Origin of the sequence: Natronococcus jeotgali DSM 18795, from assembly GCF_000337695.1 — an archaeon.
GTDB lineage: Archaea > Halobacteriota > Halobacteria > Halobacteriales > Natrialbaceae > Natronococcus > Natronococcus jeotgali.
The window spans coordinates 88112-109905 of record NZ_AOIA01000033.1; the positions used below are offsets into that span (position 1 = coordinate 88112).

General features: G+C 68.0%; 25 protein-coding genes. 14 read left to right on the forward strand and 11 right to left on the reverse strand.

The features are described 5' to 3' along the window. The first annotated feature begins 15 nt into the window (after positions 1-15). Positions 16-699: a CRISPR-associated protein Cas4 gene (locus C492_RS05450; protein WP_008421265.1), complete on the forward strand. Its 684-nt coding sequence runs from the start codon at positions 16-18 to the stop codon at positions 697-699. Here the strand turns inward: C492_RS05450 and C492_RS05455 are convergent. Genes C492_RS05455 through C492_RS05465 form a run of 3 tightly spaced genes read right to left on the reverse strand, consistent with a single transcriptional unit; the run spans position 696 to position 2147 of the window. Then, positions 696-1280: an L-threonylcarbamoyladenylate synthase gene (locus C492_RS05455; RefSeq protein WP_008421267.1), complete on the reverse strand. Its 585-nt coding sequence runs from the start codon at positions 1278-1280 to the stop codon at positions 696-698. The genes C492_RS05450 and C492_RS05455 overlap by 4 nt on opposite strands. Positions 1281-1317: 37 nt before the next feature. Beyond that, positions 1318-1824, reverse strand: a complete 507-nt coding sequence (locus C492_RS05460; RefSeq protein ID WP_008421269.1) for a redoxin domain-containing protein — start codon at positions 1822-1824, stop codon at positions 1318-1320. After that, entirely contained in the window at positions 1824-2147 is a 324-nt protein-coding gene (locus C492_RS05465; protein WP_008421272.1) for a glutaredoxin family protein, read from the reverse strand. Before C492_RS05465 ends, C492_RS05460 begins: the two co-directional genes overlap by 1 nt. A gap of 100 nt (positions 2148-2247) precedes the next feature. Between C492_RS05465 and C492_RS05470 the strand changes: the two genes are divergently transcribed. Further along, positions 2248-3636 (forward strand): hemolysin family protein, encoded by a 1389-nt coding sequence (locus C492_RS05470; RefSeq protein ID WP_008421274.1) that lies wholly within the window; start codon positions 2248-2250, stop codon positions 3634-3636. Here C492_RS05470 and C492_RS05475 read toward each other — a convergent pair. Together C492_RS05475 and C492_RS05480 are read right to left on the reverse strand one after the other, a co-directional pair. Continuing rightward, on the reverse strand, positions 3633-4334 hold the full coding sequence (locus C492_RS05475) for a hypothetical protein (protein WP_008421276.1): 702 nt from the start codon (positions 4332-4334) through the stop codon (positions 3633-3635). The two genes, C492_RS05470 and C492_RS05475, sit on opposite strands and share 4 nt — an antisense overlap. Before the next feature lie 49 nt (positions 4335-4383). Further along, positions 4384-5571, reverse strand: coding sequence for an inorganic phosphate transporter (locus tag C492_RS05480; RefSeq protein WP_008421278.1), 1188 nt, complete (start codon positions 5569-5571; stop codon positions 4384-4386). A gap of 132 nt (positions 5572-5703) precedes the next feature. Between C492_RS05480 and C492_RS05485 the strand changes: the two genes are divergently transcribed. The 4 genes from C492_RS05485 to C492_RS05500 are packed head-to-tail and all read left to right on the forward strand — an operon-like array spanning position 5704 to position 9187. Continuing rightward, positions 5704-6513: a basic amino acid ABC transporter substrate-binding protein gene (locus C492_RS05485; protein WP_008421280.1), complete on the forward strand. Its 810-nt coding sequence runs from the start codon at positions 5704-5706 to the stop codon at positions 6511-6513. 11 nt (positions 6514-6524) lie between these two features. After that, entirely contained in the window at positions 6525-7358 is an 834-nt protein-coding gene (locus tag C492_RS05490) for an amino acid ABC transporter permease (protein ID WP_008421282.1), read from the forward strand. Then, entirely contained in the window at positions 7355-8161 is an 807-nt protein-coding gene (locus C492_RS05495; RefSeq protein ID WP_008421284.1) for an amino acid ABC transporter ATP-binding protein, read from the forward strand. Before C492_RS05490 ends, C492_RS05495 begins: the two co-directional genes overlap by 4 nt. A 30-nt stretch (positions 8162-8191) precedes the next feature. After that, positions 8192-9187: an amino acid ABC transporter permease gene (locus tag C492_RS05500; protein ID WP_008421285.1), complete on the forward strand. Its 996-nt coding sequence runs from the start codon at positions 8192-8194 to the stop codon at positions 9185-9187. On the opposite strand, the gene C492_RS05505 is transcribed toward C492_RS05500, so the two are convergent. Continuing rightward, on the reverse strand, positions 9184-9900 hold the full coding sequence (locus C492_RS05505) for a DUF5828 family protein (protein WP_008421286.1): 717 nt from the start codon (positions 9898-9900) through the stop codon (positions 9184-9186). The two genes, C492_RS05500 and C492_RS05505, sit on opposite strands and share 4 nt — an antisense overlap. A 146-nt stretch (positions 9901-10046) precedes the next feature. Here C492_RS05505 and upp point away from each other — a divergent pair, with 146 nt between their 5' ends. Beyond that, complete coding sequence (gene upp / locus C492_RS05510; protein ID WP_008421288.1) at positions 10047-10724, forward strand: uracil phosphoribosyltransferase; 678 nt, start codon at positions 10047-10049, stop codon at positions 10722-10724. A 50-nt stretch (positions 10725-10774) separates the two neighbouring features. Here upp and C492_RS05515 read toward each other — a convergent pair whose 3' ends face one another. After that, positions 10775-10969 (reverse strand): YgaP family membrane protein, encoded by a 195-nt coding sequence (locus tag C492_RS05515; RefSeq protein ID WP_049892768.1) that lies wholly within the window; start codon positions 10967-10969, stop codon positions 10775-10777. 322 nt (positions 10970-11291) lie between these two features. On the opposite strand from C492_RS05515, the gene C492_RS05520 reads away from it, so the two are divergent. The 4 genes from C492_RS05520 to C492_RS05535 are packed head-to-tail and all read left to right on the forward strand — an operon-like array spanning position 11292 to position 16576. Continuing rightward, on the forward strand, positions 11292-12377 hold the full coding sequence (locus C492_RS05520; RefSeq protein WP_049892752.1) for a TAXI family TRAP transporter solute-binding subunit: 1086 nt from the start codon (positions 11292-11294) through the stop codon (positions 12375-12377). A gap of 42 nt (positions 12378-12419) precedes the next feature. After that, a complete protein-coding gene (locus tag C492_RS05525) occupies positions 12420-12950 on the forward strand; it encodes a DUF1850 domain-containing protein (protein WP_008421293.1) in 531 nt (176 codons plus the stop codon). A gap of 13 nt (positions 12951-12963) precedes the next feature. Continuing rightward, on the forward strand, positions 12964-15672 hold the full coding sequence (locus C492_RS05530) for a TRAP transporter permease (RefSeq protein WP_008421295.1): 2709 nt from the start codon (positions 12964-12966) through the stop codon (positions 15670-15672). Between the two features lie 46 nt (positions 15673-15718). Continuing rightward, entirely contained in the window at positions 15719-16576 is an 858-nt protein-coding gene (locus tag C492_RS05535; RefSeq protein WP_008421297.1) for a PH domain-containing protein, read from the forward strand. Here C492_RS05535 and C492_RS05540 read toward each other — a convergent pair whose 3' ends face one another. After that, entirely contained in the window at positions 16577-17185 is a 609-nt protein-coding gene (locus tag C492_RS05540) for an IMPACT family protein (RefSeq protein ID WP_008421299.1), read from the reverse strand. A 133-nt stretch (positions 17186-17318) separates the two neighbouring features. Here C492_RS05540 and C492_RS05545 point away from each other — a divergent pair, with 133 nt between their 5' ends. Next, a complete protein-coding gene (locus C492_RS05545; RefSeq protein ID WP_008421300.1) occupies positions 17319-17705 on the forward strand; it encodes a DUF7522 family protein in 387 nt (128 codons plus the stop codon). A 4-nt stretch (positions 17706-17709) separates the two neighbouring features. Here the strand turns inward: C492_RS05545 and C492_RS05550 are convergent, their stop codons facing one another. Both C492_RS05550 and hisB read right to left on the reverse strand, forming a co-directional pair. Beyond that, positions 17710-18213 (reverse strand): amino acid-binding ACT domain-containing protein, encoded by a 504-nt coding sequence (locus C492_RS05550; protein ID WP_008421301.1) that lies wholly within the window; start codon positions 18211-18213, stop codon positions 17710-17712. A gap of 61 nt (positions 18214-18274) precedes the next feature. Continuing rightward, complete coding sequence (hisB, locus tag C492_RS05555; protein ID WP_008421302.1) at positions 18275-18862, reverse strand: imidazoleglycerol-phosphate dehydratase HisB; 588 nt, start codon at positions 18860-18862, stop codon at positions 18275-18277. Between the two features lie 233 nt (positions 18863-19095). Between hisB and C492_RS05560 the strand changes: the two genes are divergently transcribed. Next, on the forward strand, positions 19096-19380 hold the full coding sequence (locus C492_RS05560; protein WP_008421303.1) for a hypothetical protein: 285 nt from the start codon (positions 19096-19098) through the stop codon (positions 19378-19380). Between the two features lie 126 nt (positions 19381-19506). Next, entirely contained in the window at positions 19507-20973 is a 1467-nt protein-coding gene (locus C492_RS05565; protein WP_008421304.1) for a TrkH family potassium uptake protein, read from the forward strand. 17 nt (positions 20974-20990) lie between these two features. Here C492_RS05565 and hisA read toward each other — a convergent pair whose 3' ends face one another. After that, on the reverse strand, positions 20991-21722 hold the full coding sequence (gene hisA, locus C492_RS05570; protein WP_008421305.1) for a 1-(5-phosphoribosyl)-5-[(5-phosphoribosylamino)methylideneamino]imidazole-4-carboxamide isomerase: 732 nt from the start codon (positions 21720-21722) through the stop codon (positions 20991-20993). Between the last annotated feature and the right edge of the window lie 72 nt (positions 21723-21794).

Sequence of the window (21794 nt, forward strand, 5' to 3'; positions counted from 1 at the left end):
GCAGCCAGAGGGCTCGTGTCCCGAGCCCACGTCCCGTTTAGCGACCTGCGGACGGCCGCCTACTGCCCGCGGAAGTGTTACTACCAGCGACGGCTCGACGCCGACGAGCGCGAGCCTCCGTCCGAGGTCGCCGAGATCCGCGACCTCGAGCGTCGGTACGAGGCGCTGCTCGAGGACGGTCACGACCTCGTCGGCGAACCGATCGCCGTTCCGCCGGCGACCTACCGCGACCGCCTCGACGCCGCCCGAGAGCGTCTCGTCGCGGACGGCCACTGGGAGCGGCTCCGCGATCCAGTCGCCCGGGGCATCCTCGCGTCCGGACGGCACTGTCGCGGGATCGTCCACAAGGTGCTCGAGGACCCCCTCGAGCCCGTCCTCGTCTCGGCGGGGAAACCCCCGACGAACGGCGTCTGGGAGTCCCAGTCCGTCCACGCCGTCGCCGCGGCGAAGGCCCTGGCCTGGGAGCACCAGCGGGCGGTCGAGGGCGCCTGGCTCGAGTACCCCGCCTACGGGACGATCCGTCGGATCTCGCTGACGACCCGTCGCAAGGCTCGCTACCGGCGGACGCTACGGACGGTCCGGGAACTCGACGGCCCGCCGGCCAGGATCGACAACCGCTCGAAGTGCGAGACCTGCGAGTTCGCCGACGAGTGCGGCGTCAGGACCCGGACCCTGCGCTCCCTGCTCGGGTTCGGTTAGTGGCTCTCGAGCCAGCGCTCGATCTCGTCGGCCCGCACGCCCCGGCGGTGGATCGTCCCGCTCGAGACGTCGACGACGGTGCTCTCGGTGCCCGGAGTCTCGCCCCCGTCGACGACGGCCGCGACGCGCTCGCGAAACGCCGGGTCGAGCGCGTCCGGACGGCGGACGCTCCCGCTCCCGCTTTCGTTTGCACTCGTCGCGGTGATCGGCGTTCCGGCGCGCTCGCAGAGCCGGAGCGCGAGGGGGTGATCGGGCACCCTGATCCCGACCCGGTCCCGTCCCGACGTCAGCACGTCGGGAACCGCCTCGCGGCGCCGACAGAGGACGGTTACGGGCCCCGGCAGGAACGCCGCCATGAACTCCCGTTCGCGGGAGCTCGCGCGGACGTACTCGAACGCGGCCGGCACCGACGGGACGGCCATCGAGATCGGTTTCGACCGGTCTCTCCCCTTCGCCTCGAACACGCGCTCGACGGCGTCGGCATCGACAGCGTTCGCGCCGAGACCGTAGACGGTCTCGGTCGGGTAGACGACCAGCTCGCCGCTCCGGATCGCCGCGGCGGCGGACTCGAGTTCGCTCATACTGCCCACTCGAGTCGGCGACGGCAAAAGCGCACCGTCAGTCGAGTCCGAGTTCGGCCTCGAGTTCGTCGTAGTCGGGGAACTCGGGCCACTCCTCGGCGACCCAGATCGATTCGACGGTCCGATCGGCGTCGAGGACGACGAACGCGAGTCGGGACTCGCCGATACCGGTCATCCCGTCGAGGTCGTGGACGATCCCGTACTCGGCGGCGACGTCGTTGGCCGGATCGGCGAAAATCTCGGCCGAGAGGTCGTTCTCGTCGAGAAACCGCGAGATGCCGTAGGGAGTCGAGGCCGCGACGCCGACGACGCGGTCCTCGCGCTCGAGCCACCCCCGCTCGGTCAGCTCGTCCCAGACGTACTTGGCGACGAACGATCCGACCATCGGCGTGAACACGAGGACGGTTCTCCCGTCGACCAGCTCCGCGAGCGAGCGGTCCTCCCAGAACTCGGCGGTGACGAGCGGTCTGGTGAACTCGGGGGCCGACTCGCCGGGCTCGAGGTGGTCGGTCGCCCCGAGTTCGACGACGTCGAACTCCGGCATCACTCCTCACCTCCGGCGTCGGCCGCCCGCGTCGCGGCCGCCGGCTCGGTCTCCGGGCCGTCGCCGTAGGTCGATTCGAGGTAGTCGACGATGTTCGCGCTCTCGGCCATCGTCACCCCGGTCCCGTCGTCGACGATCACGGGCACGGTGCGGACTCCGGCGACGCGTTTGACGACGTCGCGCCGCGAGTGAAGCGGCTCGACGAACCGCGAGCGGTAGTCCAGTCCCTGCTCCTCGAGCGTGCGAGCGACGCGCTCGCAGAACGGACACCCCTGGAGCCGGTAGAAGGTAATCGCCGGCTCCCCGTCGGTTGGCTCGGACATAGTCGTTCGTTCGGGAACCGATCGGGTAAACGTATCGTCGCCGGAACCGCAGTGTCGAATGGTAAACGGTTAACCGATCGGGTGGCAAGTCAGTACATCAATGGCGTTGTCTTCGCTGCTCGAGGTCGTGCTCGCTACCTACGAGCTCCCGGTCGTCGGACTCGAGCTCGACGAGTCGCTCGTGACGACCCTCGGGGCGCTCGTCCTCGTCGTCCTGCTCGGACTCTCGGGGTTCTTCTCCTCCTCCGAGATCGCGCTGTTCAACCTCCCGAAACACCGCCTCGAGACGATGGTCGAGGACGGCGTCGAGGGCGCCGGACTGGTCAAATCGCTGAAGGACGACCCCCACCGATTGCTCGTGACGATCCTCGTGGGGAACAACATCGTCAACATCGCGATGTCGTCGATCGCGACGGCCCTGCTCTCGATCTACTTCGGCGGTCTGGTCGGCGTGGTCCTCGCGACCTTCGGGGTGACGGCGGTCGTCCTTCTGTTCGGCGAGAGCGTGCCGAAATCGTACGCGGTCGAGAACACCGAGTCGTGGTCGATTCGCATCTCGAAACCGCTGAAGGCCACCGAGTACCTGCTGTTCCCCCTGATCGTCCTCTTCGACTACCTCACCAGACAGGTGAACAAGCTTACCGGTTCGACGGGCGCGATCGAGTCGCCCTACGTCACCCGCGACGAGATCCAGGAGATGATCGAATCCGGCGAGCGCGAGGGCGTCTTAGAGGAGGAGGAACACGAGATGCTCACCCGGATCTTCCGGTTCAACCAGACGATCGTCAAGGAGGTGATGACCCCGCGACTGGACATGACGGCGATCTCGAAAGACGCCGGCATCGACGAGGCGATCGAGACCTGCATCCAGAGCGGGCACGCCCGGGTGCCGGTCTACGAGGGGAGTCTCGACAACGTGCAGGGCGTCGTTCACATCCGCGATCTCGTCCGCGATCTCAACTACGGAGAGGCCGAAACCGAGGACCTCGAGATCGCCGACCTCATCCAGCCGACGCTGCACGTTCCCGAGTCGAAAAACGTCGACGAGTTGCTCACCGAGATGCGCGAAAACCGGATGCACATGGCGATCGTCATCGACGAGTTCGGCACCACCGAGGGGCTCGTGACGATGGAGGACATGGTCGAGGAGATCATCGGCGAGATCCTCGAGGGCGGCGAGGAACAGCCCATCGAGGAGATCGACGACGAGACCGTTCTCGTCCGCGGCGAGGTCAACATCGAGGACGTCAACGAGGCCCTCGAGATCGATCTTCCGGAGGGCGAGGAGTTCGAGACCATCGCCGGCTTCATCTTCAACCGCGCGGGGCGGCTCGTCGAGGAGGGCGAGGAGATCGAGTTCGACGGCGTCCGCATCACCGTCGAAACCGTCGAGAACACCCGCATCATGAAAGCTCGGCTGCAGAAGCTCGAACGTTACGACGAGGTCGACGAGGAGGTCGACGAGCTCGAGGAGCCCGACGCGAACTAGCGACCGTCGACGCCGTCGACGACTTCGTCGGCGACCCGCGGGGGGAGGGCGAGCCGTCGCGGCCCCTGCACGTACCGCCCGTCGGGCTGTGCGTAGTCGAAGCTGACGATCGCGACGTCGCCGATCCGGCGAACGGACGCCCCCTCTATCACCTCGAGGTCGATCGCCTGGTCGGGGTCGTAGAGGTAGATCGTCCGTTCGTCGGGATCGTAGGCGCCGACCGATCGCAGGAACGAGGCGAGCAACAGCGCCACGAGCGCCATCGGAAGCGTCAGCGCGGCCAGACCGGTGAACGGACCGGCGCCGAGGTCGCCCAGCAACCCCCGCTGGGAGACGATCCGTCCGACGAGCATCAGGGAACCGATGACGACGATCATCGCCGTCGTTCCCAGAATCGCGTCCCTGGCGCGGTCGAGCGAGACGTCGGTCGGGTCCGAGATGGGAAGCCTGTCGGCGAGTCGCTCGAGGTGCCGTTGGTCGGCGGAGAGGGCGAACGCGACGCCCGTGACGAGGACGGCGGCCAGCGCGGCGGCGACGACCGACCGTCCGCCGACCTGTCCGGCCATGTCGTACAGCCGCCAGAAGATGATGATGGTGCTCACGGCGAAGAAGGTCCCGACGCCGAGCGACCACAGGAGACGAACGGTGCGGGAGGTATCGGGATCCCGTCGCCACCGGAGCGGTTCGGACGCGTCCATACCCGACTCTCGCCGCCGATCGTGTAAAGGCTGTTCGGTGTCGGCTCTTTTAGAGCAGGAGGGTGTCGATGGCGAGGTAGCCGACGAACGAGACGACGATCGAGCCGGCCAGCGAGAGGATCCACGCGAGCACGGTGTATCCCATCTTCTGGGCGCTGACCCCGCCGCCGGAGCCGGCGGCGTACCCGCTTCCGATGATCGAGCTGACGATGATCTCGTTGAACGAGACGGGGATACCGAAGAGCACGGCCGCCTGCGCGATGACGAACGACGGGATCAGGGCCGCGATCGATCGGCGCGGCCCCAGCGAGGAGTAGTCCTGCGAGATCGCCTTGATCATCCGCGGCGCCCCGGTCCACGAACCGAGCAACAGACCGAACCCGCCGCCGACGAGCAGGGCGAGCAACGGGAGATCGAGATCTCCCGACAGCGGAATCAGGGGTCCGATCGCGAGCCCGACCTGACTGCCGCCGGCCGAGAACGCCACGAGCCCGCCGAGCATGAGAAGGAAGTGTCGCTCGCCGCGTTCGGTTCCGATCCGGAGGTCGAAGCCGACGACCACCGCCCAGACGACCGCGATGAGCGCCGTCGCGGCGGCGACGCCGGCGAGTTCGGGCCCGGGTATCCACCCGCTTGCGCTCTGGGCGATCGACGCGCCGCCGTCGGGCGGTCCGAGGACGGCGAACTCGATGTTGGCGATGGTGACGCCGACCAGCGCCGCTAGCGCGACGATGAGGGACTCCTCGGCGATCGATTCGGCTCGAAGCGCCCGCGCGATCGCGTAGGCGAGTCCGCCGCCGACGAACGGCGTCAGGACCCACAGGGTGACGATCTCGGAGTACTTCGTCCAGGCGGGATCGCCGCCCATCGAGAGCCCGACGCCGACGACGGCGCCCGTGACGGTAAACGCCGTCGCGATGGGATACCCCGCGAAGACGCCGGTCGCGACCAGTCCCGCGGCGATGATCAGCGCGATCGTCGCGGCCGCCGGCGACAGCGTCACCCCGCCGATCAGCTCCGTCCCGACCGCCTCTGAGACGTTCGCTCCCTGCAGTACCGCGCCGGCGAACCCGAGGATGCCGACGAAGAAGCCGGCACGCATCACCGAGATCGCGTTGGCCCCGACCGCCGGCGCGAACGGCGTCGAACCGCTCGAGCCCGCGCCGATCGCCCACGCCATGAAGAGGCTGGCGGCTGCGGCGATCAGAAACGTCGCGACCGTGACCAGTTCGACCATCTATCGAACGTTACTCGGAGCCCCTACAAGTGTGTGCCGACCTGCAACCGCCGTCTTCGCCACCGTCGCCGCCGAGGGCGGTCGTCGATACCGCTAGGTGTTAAGTAGTAGATCCCCTATCGAAGCGTAGCTATGTGCGACCAGCAGCGGAGAGTCGACAGGCGGGAGTACCTGACACTGGCCGGGGGAGCCGGGGTCGCGACGACGATCGGTCTGGCCGGCTGTCTCGAGGACGCGGAGAACGGGGACGACGAAGGCGGTAACGGCGATGGGGGCCAAACGATCGTCCCCGGCACCGCGCCCGGGTTCGAACCGTTCGAGATGAACGTCGACGGCGAACTCGTCGGCTTCGACATCGACCTGCTCGAGGCCGTCGTCGCCGAGACCGACTACGAACTCGGCGACTGGCAGGAACTCGAGTTCGACGGGCTCATGCCCGCCCTCGAAAACGAGAACATCGACGTCATCGCCGCGGCGATGACCATCAACGAGGAGCGCCAGGAGACGATCGCCTTCTCGGAGCCGTACTACAGCGCCGACCAGTCGGTGCTGGTCCAGTCCGGCGGGGACGTCGAGGCCGGCGAACTCGAGGACCTCGAGGGGCTCGAGGTCGGCGCCCAGTCGGGAACCACGGGCGAGGGGATCATCGAGGACGAACTCGGCGACGACGTCAGTTACACCTCCTACGACAACTACGTCCTCGCCGTCCAGGAGCTCGAGCGCGGTACCTTAGACGCGATCGTGATAGACGAACCCGTCGCCGAGTCGTTCGCGGACGACCGCGAGGTCGAGATCGCCTTCACGTTCGAGACCGGCGAGGAGTACGGCTTCGGCGTCCGCCAGGACGACGGCGACCTTCAGGAGGCGCTCAGCGAGGGGATCGCCGCCGTCGAGGAGTCCAGCCAGTACGACGAGATCACCCGGGAGTGGTTCGGGGAGTAGCCTGATCGGATATGGAAGGCACCGTCGCGCTGACCGAGCTCTCGACGGCGCTGCCCGCGGGACAGCTGTCGTCGCTCGGCGAGGCGCAGGTCGGTCGATACCTCGGGACGGACTGGGAGTTCGTCTACCGGAACGGCGACTACCTGCTACGGGGGATGGCCGTCACGATCGTTCTCACCCTGACGAGCATCCTGGTGGGCTTTCTCGCCGGCTTCCCGGCCGGCGCGCTCGAAGCCTACGGGAGCGGGTACTCCCGGGCGTTCGTCCGGAAGGTCGGCGTCCTGTTGCGGGGGACGCCGATCCTGGTCATCATGCTCTTTACGTACTTCGTGTTACCCATCGAGGTCGTCCTCGGGGCCGCGGAGTTCGGGCTTCGATCGGTCGAGTTCGTTCTGGGCCCCGCGCCGGTTACCGTGCCGACGGACGTCCCCGACGCCTTCGTCGCGGCGACGATCGCGCTGGGCTTCCGAAGCGCGGCCTACCAGTCCCAGATCTTCCGGGGCGCGCTCGGAAGTATCGACGAGGGACAGATGGAGGCCGCCCGCTCGATCGGCATGGGCCGCCTCGAGGCCATCAGACACGTGATCGTCCCCCAGGCGCTGCGTCGCAGCGTTCCGGGATTCCAAAACGAGTTCACGATCGTCCTGAAGGACACCTCGATCGCCTTCGCGATCGGCCTCGGGGAGCTCCTCAAACGCAGCCACGACCTGTTTACCCAGCAGACCACCGCCGTGCTCGAGGTCATCCTCTTCATCAGCCTGCTGTATTTCGTGTTGACGTTCGGAACCAACCGCACCCTCGACTACGTGAGCAATCGCTTCGCAATTCCAGGTGAATCGTCGTGAGTGATCGTCCGAAGACGACCGACGGAACCGTCCGGGAACGCGACGCCGACGCCTCGGCCCGCGGGACCGAACCGCTGTTGCGCATCGAGGACGTCCACAAGTCCTACGGCGACGAGGAGGTGCTCCGAGGCATCGACCTCGAGATCGACCGCGGAGACGTCGAGGTGCTGGTCGGCCCCAGCGGGAGCGGGAAGTCCACGCTGTTGCGGTGTCTCAACCGCCTGACAGAGGTCGATAGCGGTCACATCTACCTCGGAGACACCGAGGTGACCGCCCCCGACACCGATCCGAACGCCGTTCGCCAGCAGATCGGAATGGTGTTTCAGGACATCAACCTCTTCGCCCACCTCACCGCGCGAAAAAACATCACGCTCGGCTTGCGGAAGGTCCGCGGTCTGAGCGCCGAGGAGGCCCGCCAGCGGGCCGACAGCGAGCTCGAGCGTGTCGGGCTGGCCGACCAGGCCGACTCCTACCCGGCCCAGCTGTCGGGCGGGCAGAAACAGCGAGTCGGAATCGCCCGCGCGCTGGCGATGGATCCCGAAGTCATGCTGTTCGACGAGCCGACCAGCGCGCTCGACCCCGAACTTAGCAACGAGGTCCTCGAGGTGATGCAGGGGCTCGTCGCCGAGGGGATGACGATGGTCGTCGTCACCCACGAGATGCGCTTCGCCCGCGGCGGGGCCGACGAAATCACGTTCCTCGCCGACGGTGCGATCGTCGAGCGGGGACCGCCCGAGAAGCTGTTCGAGAACCCCGAGCGCGAGCGAACGAAGCGGTTCTTCGAGAGCATCCGCCATGAGTAGCGTCGCCGACGCCGGGGGGTGCGTGCGAGCATGAGCGTCGCCGACGCCCTGGGGATCGACCCGAGTCGGCTCCGCGAGTCGACCGACGACCTCGGACGGATCGCGATGGTCGTCGCCGGGATCGCCTTCTGGGGATGGCTCCTCACGCGCTGGCTCTACGACTGGGCGTTCGCTCGATTGGGGATCGGCCCCGGCGAAGGCGAGAACTTCCTCTCGCCGACGCCGTTCGAGGAAGCCGCCGCGGCGCTCGAGGGGTCGGTCGTCGCCCTCGGTCCGGTCAGGATCCCGGTCGACTGGCTCGCCACCCTCGTCGACGGGGCCGCGCTGGCGATCGACGTCGCGCCCGCGCTGGCGACCGGCGCGTGGTACACGATCGTCCTGACGGCGGCCAGCATCGCGCTGGGCTTTTGCATCGCGGTCCCGACGGCGGTGCTGCGGGTCTACGGCGGTCCGTTCCGGTGGGTCGCGCTCGCGTACACCGAGCTGATCCGCGGGACGCCGCTTCTGGCCCAGCTGTTCGTGCTCTACTACACGCCGTACCTGGCGCTGTGGCTCAACGACGTCGATATCGTCGGCCAGGGGTTCGTCCCCGACTACGCGTTCTGGATCGCGATCCTCGGCTTTACGATCAACGGCTCGGCCTACCAGGCCGAGTACATCCGGGGCGCCTTAGAGAGCGTCGACGAGGGCCAGCTCACCGCCGCGCGGGCGATCGGCCTCTCGAAGCTCGAGGGGATCCGCCACGTCGTGTTACCCCAGACGCTGCGGTACGCCATCCCCGCCTGGACGAACGAACTGGTCTACCTGATCAAGTACTCCTCGCTGGCGGGCTTTATCACCGTTCCCGAGCTGTACTACCGCGCCAGCCGGATCGCCTCCTCGACGTTCGAGTACATGCCGATCTTCACGCTGCTGGCGCTGGTCTATCTGGGTATCGTGCTGTCGGCGACGAACCTGATGGCTCGCGTCGAGCGCCACGTCGCCGTCCCGGGGATCGGCCGGGTCGAGGGCCGACAGCAGGGTTAGTTCGTCGTCGACTTCGAGTTGTCCTCGGCCTCCGGCGGCGGCTCGGCGCCCTCGATCGCCTCGGCGGCTTCGGTGTCCTTCTCGACCTCGACGTGCCAGCGGTCGATCGAATCTTCGAACTCGGCGAGCCGGCCGGAGACGTCCTCCTTCAGGGCGTCGTCGTTGACGTTGACCTCGAAGATGAACCGCTCGCCCTCGCCGCGGGTCGACTGCTGGATGTTCGCGCTGATGAGTTCGTTGTCGAAGTAGTACGGCGCGAGCTGGGTCATCACGTTCTGGTAGACCGTGTCCTCGACCCGCCGCAGGGCCTTCCGGCTCGCGGAGTCGGCCGCCCGCGCGACGTAGTCGATCGATTCCTTCCACTGGTCGACTGCGGCGTCGGCGTCGTCCTCCTCGAGGCGTTCGTACGACTCCGAGAGTTTCTCGCCGGCGGTCCGGATGTCCTCGTCGGGTTCCTTGCCGGCGCGCTCGCCTTTCCCTTCCTCGACGCTGGCCTGGTCGGCCGTCTTCTCGCTGACGTCGGCGTCGAGGGTCTCGTGGGCCTTCGGCCGCCACTCGTCCCACTCTTCGAAGGCGCGGGCGAAGCTGGCCCCGTAGTCGTGGTCGGGATCGTGGACGCCCGTCTTCCGAAGCGCGCGCGTGATGCGCTCGCCGTGCTCGACGACGTCACCCCAATCGCCGCGAACCTTGAATCCCGAGATGCTCTCTTCCATTCGGCTGAGCGACTGCTATGCGTTGGACCGACATAAGTTTCGCCGCTGCGTGGGATCGCCACTCTCGTGGGGTGCGGGGACACGCCCCGTTCGGCGCTCGAGGCGGACCGACACCGTGAAAGTGCCGGCGCGCGCCACTTCGGGTAATGACGATCGAAGACCGAGAGAACGCACATCTGGTGACACACGCACTCGCGAAACACACGCTCTCGCAGCTTCGGGACGTCGAAACCGAGCAGGTCAGCTTCCGGAAGGGGCTCGTGAAGCTCGGCCGGATCTGCGGCTACGAGATCATCGACGGCCGAATGGAGACCGAGTACGTCGAGATCGAGACGCCCCTCGAGCCGACGATGGGCGAGCGGGTCCGCGGGCTGGACGACGTCGTGATCATCAACGTTCTGCGGGCGGCGACGCCGTTCGTCGAGGGACTGCTGAAGGCGTTCCCGCGCGCCCGCCAGGGTGTCATCAGCGCGAGCCGCGACGAGGAGGCCGGCCGCGAGGAGGACGGCTCGTTTCCCATCTCCGTCGACTACGTCAAACTCCCCGAGATCCACGAGGAGGACACGGTGATCATCGCCGATCCGATGCTCGCGACCGGGAGTACGATGTGTACCGTCCTCGAGCACGTCATCGAGACCTCGCCCGAGCCGGAGAACCTGATCGTGCTCTCGGCGGTGTCGGCCCCCGAGGGGCTGTTGCGCGTCGAGGAGGCCTACCCCGAGGCCGACCTGCTGACGGTCTCGATCGACGACCGACTGGACGACGACGGCTTCATCGTCCCCGGGCTGGGCGACGCCGGCGACCGGGCGTTCCGGACGACGTAGGCGGATCGTGTGGCGCCGCCCTCGAGGCGTTCGAGCGCGGACCCGTCGACTCACCCGCAGGTATCGATCCCGAGCACGGCGTTGACGGGACACCGCTGGACGACTGCGGTCGCCAGCAGGTCGCCGCCGGCGACGGCCGCGAGCGCGCCGAGCGTTCGGTCGCGGTTCCGGTAGCCGACGGCGAGCAGGGCGAGTCCGGCGGCGACCCGCAGCGCGCGGTCGAGTCCGCCGACGTTTCGGTCCATGCCCGAGAGGACGGGCGCCACCGCCCTGAGGCTGTCGCCCAACCCCTTCGTTTCCGGTCGAACCGCCGCCACGTCGGGCGGTTCTGTCGCTCGAGCTCGAGTCGAAACGGTCCCTCAGATCCTGTCCGCGCGTTTTCGTCGTGACTCGCGCCGACGACGCTCGACGCGCGCGGCGGACGGGTCGGCGGCCGCCAGTCGAGCGCGCGACCGCCGCGGTTCCTCGATGCGTCGAGTGTAGTTCTTCTTGTTCGGGGCGTTCGCGTAGTAACGTCCGGGAAAAATCCGAAGCAGCTATTACCACATTCCACAATATACATTCCGTATGGTTCGACATATCAAGCGGCGCAAGTTCATTGCGCTCGGTGGGGCTGCTGGGATCGTGGGTGCCGCGGGTTGTATCGGCGAGGACGCGACTGACGGAGACGGAAACGGGGACAACGGGGAGGACCTCGAGGAGGCCCAGCCCGAGGAGGGCGGGGAGACGCTGTCCTTGCACGCCGGGGGGACCGAGGGGACGTACTACCCGCTGGCGGGCGACATGAAGTCCATCGTCGAGGACCAGACGCCCCACGGGATCCAGGTGCAGTCGACGGGGGCGAGCGTCGAGAACGCGGCCAGCCTCGGCCGCGAGGACGCCGAACTCGCGCTGGTGCAAAACGACATCACCTACTTCGCGTACAACGGCGTCGAACTCGAGCAGTTCGACGGCGAGCCGCTCGAGAACCTCCGGGGGATCGCCTCGCTGTACCCGGAGACGATCCACATCGTCACCCAGGCCGATTCGGGGATCGAGTCCGTCGAGGACCTCCAGGGAGCGGCGATCAACACCGGCGACGCCGGCAGCGGGACCCAGGTCAACGCGCTGCAGATCCTCGAGTCGGCGGGGGTCGACGACTTCGACGAGCAAAACACCGACTTCGGGACGGCGGCCGACCAGATCGGGGACGGCGACGTCGACGCCGCGATCACCGTCGGCGGCTACCCGCTGGGTGCGATCGAGGACCTCGCGGCGACCCAGGACGTCTCGTTCGTCGAGGTGTCGGGCGACGTCCGCGAGACGCTGCTTTCGGACGCCGAGTGGCTCGCCGAGCACACCATCCCCGGCGGCACCTACGACGGCGTCGACGACGACGTCGAGACGATCTCGGTGCAGGCGATGCTTGCCACCCACGAGGGCGTCGACGCGGGGGTCGTCGAGGAGGTCACGACGGCGATGTTCGACAACGTCGACGACTTCACGACCCAGTCGGAGTACATCGACGTCGAAACCGCCCAGGAGGCGATGCCGATCGAACTCCACGAGGGGGCGGCGGCGTACTTCGACGGATCGGGAGCCGGCGAGGGGAACGGTAACGCCACCGAGGACAACGCTACCGAAGATAACGCTACCGCCGACGAGGACGAGTAGCGAGTCGAAACACCGATCACGATCGACTGTCGGTACATCACCGTGGACCACCCGACCCGACGCGCGCTTCTCGTTTCGGCGGCCGCACTGTCCGGAGCGACCGCCGTCACCGCCGCCTCCGTCGCCGACAGGACGCTGGTCGTCGCCGACGCCGACTCGAGGGAGCGGCTGTTCGAGATCCCCGTCGATCAGGGACAGGAGGTGACCCTCGCGTACACCCACAGCGTCGAGAAGACGCCGATCGAGGACGTCTACGTCGTCGACGGCTCGAGGCTGCGGGCCGATCGGTCAGTGTTTCACTCCTTCGGGGCGGGGCTGCCGACCAGCGACATCGAGCGAACGGCGGAGGGGTACGTGGTCGAGGGCTCGACGGTCCACGACGAGCTTCGGGTCGCGCCCGGCGAGATCGCGGGCCACGAACTGATCGTGGGGGAGCGACGGTACCCGCTCGCGGAGGTCGCCGACGGTCGCGTGGTCCTGTTTCTGACCGACCGGGGGATCGGCGACGCCGTCGCCGGCGGGACCCGGGGAAGCGAATCGAAACGAACACATCACGAACGCCAGCAGGAATGACCGAGACGCACTCATGAGCGTAGACAGGGAGGACGAGGAGACACTCAGCGACGAGGAACAACAGCAACTCATGGAGGAGGTCCAGCGGCGTCGGTCCCACCGGGGGCCGGCGATCGCGATCGTCTCCCTGATCGCCATCGCGTTCTCGGCGTTCCAGATGTGGATCGCCGCGCGGGGGTACGCGTTCGAAGCGACGCTTCCGTTCGTGGGCGAGTATCGGCTCGTCGGTTTCCAGCAGCTACAGATCAACGCGATCCACGTCGCGTTCGGGCTGGTACTGGCGTTCCTGCTGTTCCCGACGAGCCGGGGCGACGGGTTCCTCGCCCGTCGGCTCGGTCGGATCGAGCCCGCGGTCGGAAACCGTCTCGGCGACGACCACCCAGTGACCCGAGCGACCGCGAGGATCTCCGGCGCCGTCGGGTGGTTCTTCCTCGATCCGGAAATGAACCGAATCGCGCCGGTCGACGTGCTCTTGGCGGTTCTCGCCGCGCTACCGGCGTACTACACCGCGACGCAGTACGACGAGATTCAGCGCATCGCCGTCCTCCGGTTCGAAGATACGCAAACGCTGCCCGAAATATTCCCGGTGCTGGCCCCGTTCGAGGGGGCGTTGAGCGCGGTCGGCGTCCCGATCGCCGACGTCTCGGCGGCCTTCGTGCTGGCCGTCCTCGGGATGGCGTTGGTCCTCGAGGCGACCCGCCGGGCGCTGGGGCTGGTGCTCGCGTCGCTGGTCGGGCTGTTTATCGCGTACGCCCGGTGGGGGTACCTCGTTCCCCAGGACTCGGCGATCGGCGCCCTGTGGGTCCAGCCCGACAACTGGGCGAACATCATGTACAACCTCTGGTACACGGTCGAGGCGGGGGTCCACAGCCAGCCCGTCTCCGTCAGCGTCCGGTTCATCTACATCTTCATCCTCTTCGGCGCGTTCCTCGAGATGAGCGGCGCGGGCAAGTGGTTCATCGATCTCGCCTACTCCGCGACCGGGACCCGCAAGGGCGGTCCCGCGAAAGCCAGCGTCGTCTCGAGCGGGTTCATGGGGATGCTCAGCGGGTCGTCGATCGCCAACACGGTGACGACGGGGGCCTTTACGATCCCGCTGATGAAACGCTCGGGCTACTCGCCCGAGTTCTCCGGGGCCGTCGAGTCGTCCTCGTCGTCGGGCGGCCAGATGCTCCCACCCGTGATGGGCGCCGCGGCCTTCCTCATCGTCGAGTTCACGGGGACCCCCTACGCCGACGTGATCATCGCCGCGACGCTGCCCGCACTGGCCTTCTTCTTCGGGATGTGGGTGATGGTTCACTTCGAGGCGGTCCGGGGCGATATCGGCGGGATCCCCCGCTCCGAACTGCCCGACGTTCGCTCCGCGCTGCGGACCGGCTGGTTCTACCTCATCCCGCTCGCGTTGTTGCTGTACTACCTCGTGATCGCGCGGCTCTCGATCAACCGCTCCGGCTGGCTCACGATCGTCGCCGTCGTCGCCCTGCTGGCGGTCGTCGCCGCCTACGACGAGCGCACCCGAGGCCCGCTGTTCGCGACGATCGCGGCGCTGTTTGCCGCCCAGGCCGGCGCCTACGCGACCGTCGGGGCCGGGATCGGCGACGCGGTTCGATCGATCGCCGGCCTCGGAGGGACGGTCGACGCCGACCCACTGGCGCTCGAGGCAGCGCTGTCGGCCGCGGTCGGCGATCTCGCCGCGGGCGCGCTCCTCGTCGGCGTCGCCTTCGTCCTCCTGCGGCCCCGCGCCGAGGCGCCGCTGCTCGAGTTCGACGACGAGGTCGAGGTCGCGGCCGAGCGAAGCGCCGCGGCGTTCGGCCGACCCGCGCTCTCGGGCAATCGGGCCTACCGGTTCGGAAGCTTCCTCCTGAAGTCGATGGACTCGGGCGCCCGCACCGCGACGACGGTCGTCGTCGCCGTCGCCGCCGCGGGCGTCGTGCCGGGCGTGATCAGCGTCTCCGGGCTGGGGCCGAACCTGGCCGCGCTCATCGGCGACATCAGCGGCGACTCGATGTTGCTCCTGCTCGCGCTGACGGGCGTCGCCGCGATCATCTTCGGAATGGGGATGCCGACGACCGCGATGTACATCATCCTGGTCGCGATGCTCGAGGCGCCGCTGGTCGAGGCCGGCGTCGTCGTGCTCGCCGCCCACCTGTTCGTGCTCTACTGGGGGCTGATGGCCGACGTCACGCCCCCGGTCGCCGTCGCCGCCTTCGCCGGGGCCGGGGTCGCGAAGGCCGAGGAGATGAAGACGGCGTCGCTGGCGTTCCTGCTCTCGCTGAACAAGGTGCTGGTGCCGTTCGCCTTCGTCTTCTCGCCGGGCATCCTGTTCCTGCGGGACGGCGAGGTCGCGGGCTGGGCGGACGTCACCGACATCGGCTACGTCGTCCCCGAGATCGTGATTCCCGTGCTCGGCATGTTCGTCGGCGTCTACGCCCTCGGGGTGACGATCATCGGCTACCAGTACGCCAGGGTGACGCCCACGAGGCGCGCGCTGTACTCGGTCGCGTCGATCCTGCTGATGGTGCCCGAGATCCCGCTGTTGCTCCTCGAGGGGATCCTCGCGCTCGCCGGCGTCCCCTCGGCGCTGACGATCTTCGAGCTCACCGCCGCGCTCCGGGGGATCGGCCTGGCGATGCTCGCGGCGCTGACCTACCGCAACCGCTCGCGGGCCGATCTCGAGGAGGCCGACGCGCGGCCGTCCGCGACGACCGCCAGCGACGACTAAGCCCCGATCCAGTCATTATTTTAACCAGTCCGACGTAGGTGGGAGTATGCCCGACGCCAGCGAACACCCCGTCGACTCCTCGAGTCGCGGGTTCCGGATCGCTCTCGGTCTCTACCTCGGCGTTCTCGTCGCCGGGATCGCCGCCTCCGTAGCGGCGACCGGGCAGGTCTCGGACGCCGTCCTCGCTGCGGTCTTCGTCGGCGGCCTCGCGACCGGAACGATTCTCGGAATCGTCGCCGCGCGGCTCGACGACGATCTCGCGATCCGTCTCGGGCGGAGCCGCCGTCGCCGCGCGCTGCTCGTCCTACCCGGCGTTCCGGGGCTTCTCGGTGCGGCGACCGCCACCTGGTCGTGGTCGCCGATCGCCTCGGCCCTCGTCGCGACCGGGTCGTCGCTCGCCGTTCTCGTGGTCGGCTACGTCCTCGGCGCCGTCGCTCGGACCGAGTACGTGGAGACGGCCGCCGCGGACGAGCCGATCGGTACCTGGAACTGGACGCCGCCCGGCGGCGGCAAAGCCGACGCGTTACTCGCGGTACTCTGGGGATTTCTGGCGCTCGGCAACGCTATCGACGGGAACTTCGCGGCCGCCGTCGTCTGGCTCCTGATCGCGCTGGGCTGGATCGTCGCCGGCGCGATCGAGGGCCGCTGGCGGACGCCGTGGGGTGTCGACCCCGAGATCCGGGTCCACGAGGACGGACTCGTCAAGCGTCGCCCGTTCACGAAGACGTTCGTCCCCTGGGAGGACGTCGCCCACGTCCGGCTGCGCGAGGACGAACTCGTCCTCGATCGCGGGCTGTTCGACGTCCGCCTCGAGCGCTCGGAGCTCGCCGATCTCGAGGCCGTCCGGGAGACGATCGAACGGCGGTTCGAGGCTGCGGGCGCGAACGCGCGGTCCGTCCCGTAACTACGCGAGGTCGGCCCGCCCGCTGGTCGCGCTCCGGAGCCGATCCCGCAGCGCTTCGGCCTCCGCGAGCGGAACCCGAACGTCGAAGGTGACCGCGGCCTCGTAGTCGGCCTCGAACTCGAGGGCCTCGCTCTCGAGGACGCTGCGGACGGTGCCGGAGTCGTCGTAGTCGACGGTGACCGTCACCCGTTCGCTGGGTCGCTCCTCGACGATTCCCGCCTCCTCGACGGCCTCCTTCGTCGCTCGCGAGTAGGCCCGCACGAGCCCGCCGACGCCGAGGTTCGTCCCGCCGTAGTAGCGGGTGACGACGACTGCGCAGTTCTCGAGGTCTTGCTGGGTGAGGACGTTCAGCGCCGGCTTCCCGGCCGACCCCGAGGGTTCGCCGTCGTCGCTCGAGTACTCCCGCAAGAACTCCCCGTCGGGCTCGGCTCGCACCCGGTAGGCGGGGACGTTGTGGGTCGCGTCGTCGTACTCCGCGGCGACGCGGTCGACGAACGCCTCGGCGGCGTCGACGGACTCGACGGGGCGGACGTGGCCGAGAAACTCCGATCCCCGAACGACGAACGTCGCCGTCGCGGCGTCGGCGACGGTTCGGTACGTCTCGCTCACGCGGGACCACCCCGCCCTCGTCCCGGATCGATCATGTGGGCCGTACTCACGCGACCGAAAAGAGCCCGTCGGTCGCCGCTACCGGGATGCCGCATCCGCTACGTTATTGGTCTTTGACACGGTCTGTCACCGCATGGAAGACGCGATCATCGACGAGGCCTTCGCCGACGAACTCCGCAGCGCCTGCCGAACCACCGTCGGCGACGAACTCCGGAGTATCACCTACTTCACCGAGGACGACGTCGAACAGGCGTACCTCCGCTCGGATCTCGATCGGACCGCCGATCTGGTCGGCTTCGCCGAGCACGAGCGACGCGGCTTTCACTCCCAGTCGGCCTACAGAAACACCCAGCTCGGCGAGTACGAGGCGACGATTCGGATGTTCGAGAACGGCTACCTGACGCGGGTCATCCGAGGGGGCCACGGCGTCTGGGTGACGACCGACGATATGTCGATGGAGCGGTTCGAGGAGCTCACGAGCGCGCTCGAGGCGATCCTCGAGGAGCGCGCCCCCCAGTGAGGGCTCACTGGAGTTCGATCTTGCGGACGAACTCGAGGTCGCGGATCTCGGTGATGGCCTCGCCCGAAAGATCCTGATCCGTCACGAGGTAGAGCCGGGGCTCGTCGGTGAACTCGGGGTCCTCGCTGATCGTCTGGCGGATCGAAACGTCGTGGTCGGCCAGGGTGCCCGTGATCGTCGCGACGATCCCCTTCCGGTCGGCGTCGTCGACCGCGATCGACAGCACCGTCAGATCGAGCACCGGCGCCAGATCCATCAGGCTCGGTACCTGCGAGATGTTCTGGAAGATCCGCCGGAGCTCGGGGTCTTCGAGGATGGCGTCGGTCGTCGAGTCGACGACCCGTCGGTCGACGCCGATCTCCCGTGCGATCCCGGTGTTCGGGATCTCGATGCCGCCCGAGACGACCCGCCCGTCGTCGTTGACGGAGAACCCGCGCTCGAGCAGCAGACGGATCACCGCCTGCTGGCTCGGCGATCCCTCGAACTTCTCCATGATCTCGTCGAACATGTCTGTCCGGGCGTACGCGGGCCGCGGTATAAGGATCGGTGATCGACGCCCGCCGAGGCCGCTACAGCGTCCCCTTCGTGCTCGGAGTTCCCTCCCGCCGCTCGTCGATCCGGGTCGCGTCGTCGAGGGTTCGCGCGAGCGCCTTGAACAGCGCCTCGACCTCGTGGTGGGCGTTCTCGCCGTCGACGGCGAGGTGCAGCGTTAGCCCGGCGTTCATCGCGAGCGACTCCCCGAAGTGACGGGCCATGTCGCTCGTGAACTCGCCGATCGCGTCCTGGGAGAACCGGCCGTCGAAGTAGAACCGCGGGCGGCCGCTGACGTCGACGACGGCGTCCACGACGGCCTCGTCTAAGGGCACGCGTCGGTCCGCGTAGCGGACGATCCCCGACCGATCGCCCAGCGCCTCGTCGATCGCCGTCCCCAGCACGATCGCGACGTCCTCGACGGTGTGGTGGTCGTCGATCTCGAGGTCGCCGTCGCAGTTGACCTCGAGGTCGAACAGGCCGTGTTTGGCAAGCGACGTCAGCATGTGATCGAGGAAGCCGATTCCCGTCTCCACGTCGGCTACCCCGTCGCCGTCGATCCCGACGGTACACTCGATGGTCGTCTCGCTCGTGTCGCGGGTTACCGTTGCCGTCCGGTCGGTCATGCCGGATCGATGCCGCCGGCGGTACAAGGCGGTTCCGCTCGGCGGCGCGGGCCGTCCCGTAAACGAGTGAGACAGCAGTGGTTATAAAATTTCTAACCTGTTCTGAACCGGTTTCGAAACGTCCGTCTCGGCGCGACGTTACGGTGAAATAGCGCTAACCCGACGTAACGTTCTACCGACTATATGATGGATACGGTGAACGTGTCTGACGTAACGAGGTAGGTTACGCTTCCATGTCGAACCACTCCCCGCTCTCGAACGACTCGGTCGCCCCCACCGATCCGGACGCCGCCGGAGCGGATCGGTATCGCAGCCGGCTCGTCCGTTCGATTACAGGCCCCGCGCGGTTTCTCGCGTTCTGGACCGCGATCGTCCTCCCGTTCGTCCACGTTCCGTTGCTCGTGCACGGACTCGACGATCCCGGAGCCGTGCTGGCGTTCGCCGTTCTGTTAGGGGGAAACGCCGTCGCGCTCTACGTCGGCCACGATCACAATCGAGCGCCAGCTACCGACGGCTGAAGCCGTGGGCCTCTGTGCTGTGCCGCTGTGATCCACCCCGGGGGCGGTCGTCGTCGCGGGCACCCCCTGCCGTCCGTCCGCGTTCCGAACCCATTATCTACCCGCCACGCACACCGTCGTGGTAGCGTGACCATCCGCGTCGACTGGCGCTCGAGCTGTAGCCTCGTCGGAACGGTGCTCAAGTGGCTCGCCGTTCCCATGGCGGCGCCGCTGGCGCTCGCCGTTCTCGACGGCGACGACCTGTTGCCGTTCGTGACCGCGATCGTCCTTACGGCGACGATCGGATTCGCGCTCGAGCGCCTCTCTACGGAACGCTCGCTCGCGCAGCGCGAGGCGTTCCTGATGGTCGCACTCACCTGGCTCGGCGTCGGCGCGATCGGCGCCGTTCCCTTTTTCGTCGCCGGACTCGCGGCCGACCCGCAATCGGCGTTTCACGGCGGGCTCGGGGGCCCGGTCAACGCGCTGTTCGAGAGTATGAGCGGGCTGACGACGACGGGCGCGACGGTGATGAGCGGATGGGACTTCGCGAACCAGTCGCGGGCGATCCTGCTCTGGCGCCAGCTGCTCCAGTGGCTCGGGGGGCTCGGGATCCTGATCGTCGCGATCGGGCTGCTCTCGAGCCTGATGGTCGGTGGCGCACAGCTGATGGAGACGGAAACCCAGACGCGGAACGTCCGCAAACTTCGCCCGCACATCGACGAGACCGCCCGCCTCATCTGGGGGCTGTACGTCGGGCTCACCGCGCTGGCGGCCGCGACGTTTTACGCGTTACACCTCGTCGGCCTCGGGCCCAACATGAACCTCTTCAACGCCATCTCGCACGCGTTGACGAGCGTCTCCACCGCCGGATTCTCGCCGGAGCCCGAAAGCATCGGCGCCTTCTCGCCGGCCGTCCAGTGGGCGGTCATCCCGTTCATGTTCCTGGGATCGACGAACTTCGTCCTGCTGTACTACGTCACGCAGGGCAACTACCGCCGTCCGTTCAGGTCCCAGGAGTTTCGGTTCTACGCCGGCACGCTGGCGTTTTTCGCCACACTGGTCGCCGCGATTCTCCTGCTCGATCCCGACGTGACCGCGGGCTTCGAGGCGACGATCCGTCACGGCCTGTTCAACGTCACGTCGATGGTGACGACGACGGGGTACGCCTCGACGGACTTCGATCTGTGGAGTCCCGGCGCGAAGCACCTGCTGTTTCTCTGTATGTTCCTCGGCGGGATGGCCGGGTCGACGACCTGCTCGATCAAGTCCCTTCGCTGGCTGGTGACGCTGAAGGCGTTCCGCCGGAGCCTCTTTACGTCGGTCCACCCCGAGGCGGTTCGCCCGCTCCGGCTTGGCACCGAGGTCGTCGACGAGGAGACGGTGCGGGACATCNCCGCCAGAACGGCCGATCCCGTCGGCGAGTTCGAGGCGATGGGCGCCGCGGCTTCGATCTTTCTGAACATCGGTCCCGCCTTCGAGCGGGCCGGCCCGCTCGAGAACTACGCCGGCTTCTCGGTCGCCTCTCGGGCCGTGATGGTGATCATGATGTGGATCGGCCGCATCGAGATCATCCCCGTTCTCGTCCTGCTGACGCCGGCGTTCTGGAAGTCGTAGCCGTCGACGAACGCGAGTCAGTCCCCGTCGACTGCGGCCCGGGCCTCTTCGAGCGTAAACTCGCCCTCGTACAGCGCGCTCCCGACGACGACCGCGCCGGCGCCGGCGGCCTCGAGCGCCCGCACGTCCTCGAGGGTCGCGACCCCGCCGCTGGCGATCACCGGAATCTCGGCCGCCTCGACGAGTTCTCGGACGGGTTCGGTGGCGACGCCCTCGAGCCGGCCCTCGACGTCGACGTTCGTGAAGAGGATCGCGGCAGCGCCGAGTTCCGCGTACCGCTCGGCGGCCTCGACTGGCGAGACGCCGGCGCTTTCGGTCCAGCCCTCGACGACGACCTCGCCGTCCTTGGCGTCGAGGCTAACCACCACGCTGTCGGGGTGTGCCTCGCTGATCTCGGCGACGATGTCGGGATTCTCGACGGCCGCGGTGCCGAGGACGACCCGATCGACGCCGCGTTCGAGCAGGTCGGCGGCGTCGGCCGCGGTTCGGATGCCGCCGCCCAGCTGGGTCGGGACGTCGACGGCGTCGATCACGGCGTCGATCGCGTCTGCGTTCCCGCGCTCGCCCTCGAAGGCGCCGTCGAGGTCGACCAGATGGAGGGCCTCCGCGCCGGCGTCGATCCACCGCTCGGCGGCCTCGACGGGGTCGCCGTAGGCCTTCTCCGTGCCGCGCTCGCCCTGGACCAGCTGGACGACCTCGCCGTCCTGGACGTCGACCGCGGGGATCACCTCGAACCCGTTCGCGTTCATACTCGAGTGCGCGCGGTCGAGACGAGTAAAGGCGACGGTTTCGCCAACTGCCATCGGACGCCGACTGTCCGG

Bases quoted from the DNA above. Each gene is read 5' to 3' on its own strand.
- C492_RS05455 (WP_008421267.1), bottom strand. From the start codon at position 1,280: ATGAGCGAACTCGAGTCCGCCGCCGCGGCGATCCGGAGCGGCGAGCTG.
- C492_RS05460 (WP_008421269.1), bottom strand. From the start codon at position 1,824: ATGCCGGAGTTCGACGTCGTCGAACTCGGGGCGACCGACCACCTCGAG.
- C492_RS05465 (WP_008421272.1), bottom strand. From the start codon at position 2,147: ATGTCCGAGCCAACCGACGGGGAGCCGGCGATTACCTTCTACCGGCTC.
- C492_RS05470 (WP_008421274.1), top strand. From the start codon at position 2,248: ATGGCGTTGTCTTCGCTGCTCGAGGTCGTGCTCGCTACCTACGAGCTC.
- C492_RS05475 (WP_008421276.1), bottom strand. From the start codon at position 4,334: ATGGACGCGTCCGAACCGCTCCGGTGGCGACGGGATCCCGATACCTCC.
- C492_RS05480 (WP_008421278.1), bottom strand. From the start codon at position 5,571: ATGGTCGAACTGGTCACGGTCGCGACGTTTCTGATCGCCGCAGCCGCC.
- C492_RS05485 (WP_008421280.1), top strand. From the start codon at position 5,704: ATGTGCGACCAGCAGCGGAGAGTCGACAGGCGGGAGTACCTGACACTG.
- C492_RS05490 (WP_008421282.1), top strand. From the start codon at position 6,525: ATGGAAGGCACCGTCGCGCTGACCGAGCTCTCGACGGCGCTGCCCGCG.
- C492_RS05500 (WP_008421285.1), top strand. From the start codon at position 8,192: ATGAGCGTCGCCGACGCCCTGGGGATCGACCCGAGTCGGCTCCGCGAG.
- C492_RS05505 (WP_008421286.1), bottom strand. From the start codon at position 9,900: ATGGAAGAGAGCATCTCGGGATTCAAGGTTCGCGGCGATTGGGGTGAC.
- upp (WP_008421288.1), top strand. From the start codon at position 10,047: ATGACGATCGAAGACCGAGAGAACGCACATCTGGTGACACACGCACTC.
- C492_RS05515 (WP_049892768.1), bottom strand. From the start codon at position 10,969: ATGGACCGAAACGTCGGCGGACTCGACCGCGCGCTGCGGGTCGCCGCC.
- C492_RS05520 (WP_049892752.1), top strand. From the start codon at position 11,292: ATGGTTCGACATATCAAGCGGCGCAAGTTCATTGCGCTCGGTGGGGCT.
- C492_RS05530 (WP_008421295.1), top strand. From the start codon at position 12,964: ATGAGCGTAGACAGGGAGGACGAGGAGACACTCAGCGACGAGGAACAA.
- C492_RS05535 (WP_008421297.1), top strand. From the start codon at position 15,719: ATGCCCGACGCCAGCGAACACCCCGTCGACTCCTCGAGTCGCGGGTTC.
- C492_RS05545 (WP_008421300.1), top strand. From the start codon at position 17,319: ATGGAAGACGCGATCATCGACGAGGCCTTCGCCGACGAACTCCGCAGC.
- C492_RS05550 (WP_008421301.1), bottom strand. From the start codon at position 18,213: ATGTTCGACGAGATCATGGAGAAGTTCGAGGGATCGCCGAGCCAGCAG.
- hisB (WP_008421302.1), bottom strand. From the start codon at position 18,862: ATGACCGACCGGACGGCAACGGTAACCCGCGACACGAGCGAGACGACC.
- C492_RS05560 (WP_008421303.1), top strand. From the start codon at position 19,096: ATGTCGAACCACTCCCCGCTCTCGAACGACTCGGTCGCCCCCACCGAT.
- hisA (WP_008421305.1), bottom strand. From the start codon at position 21,722: ATGAACGCGAACGGGTTCGAGGTGATCCCCGCGGTCGACGTCCAGGAC.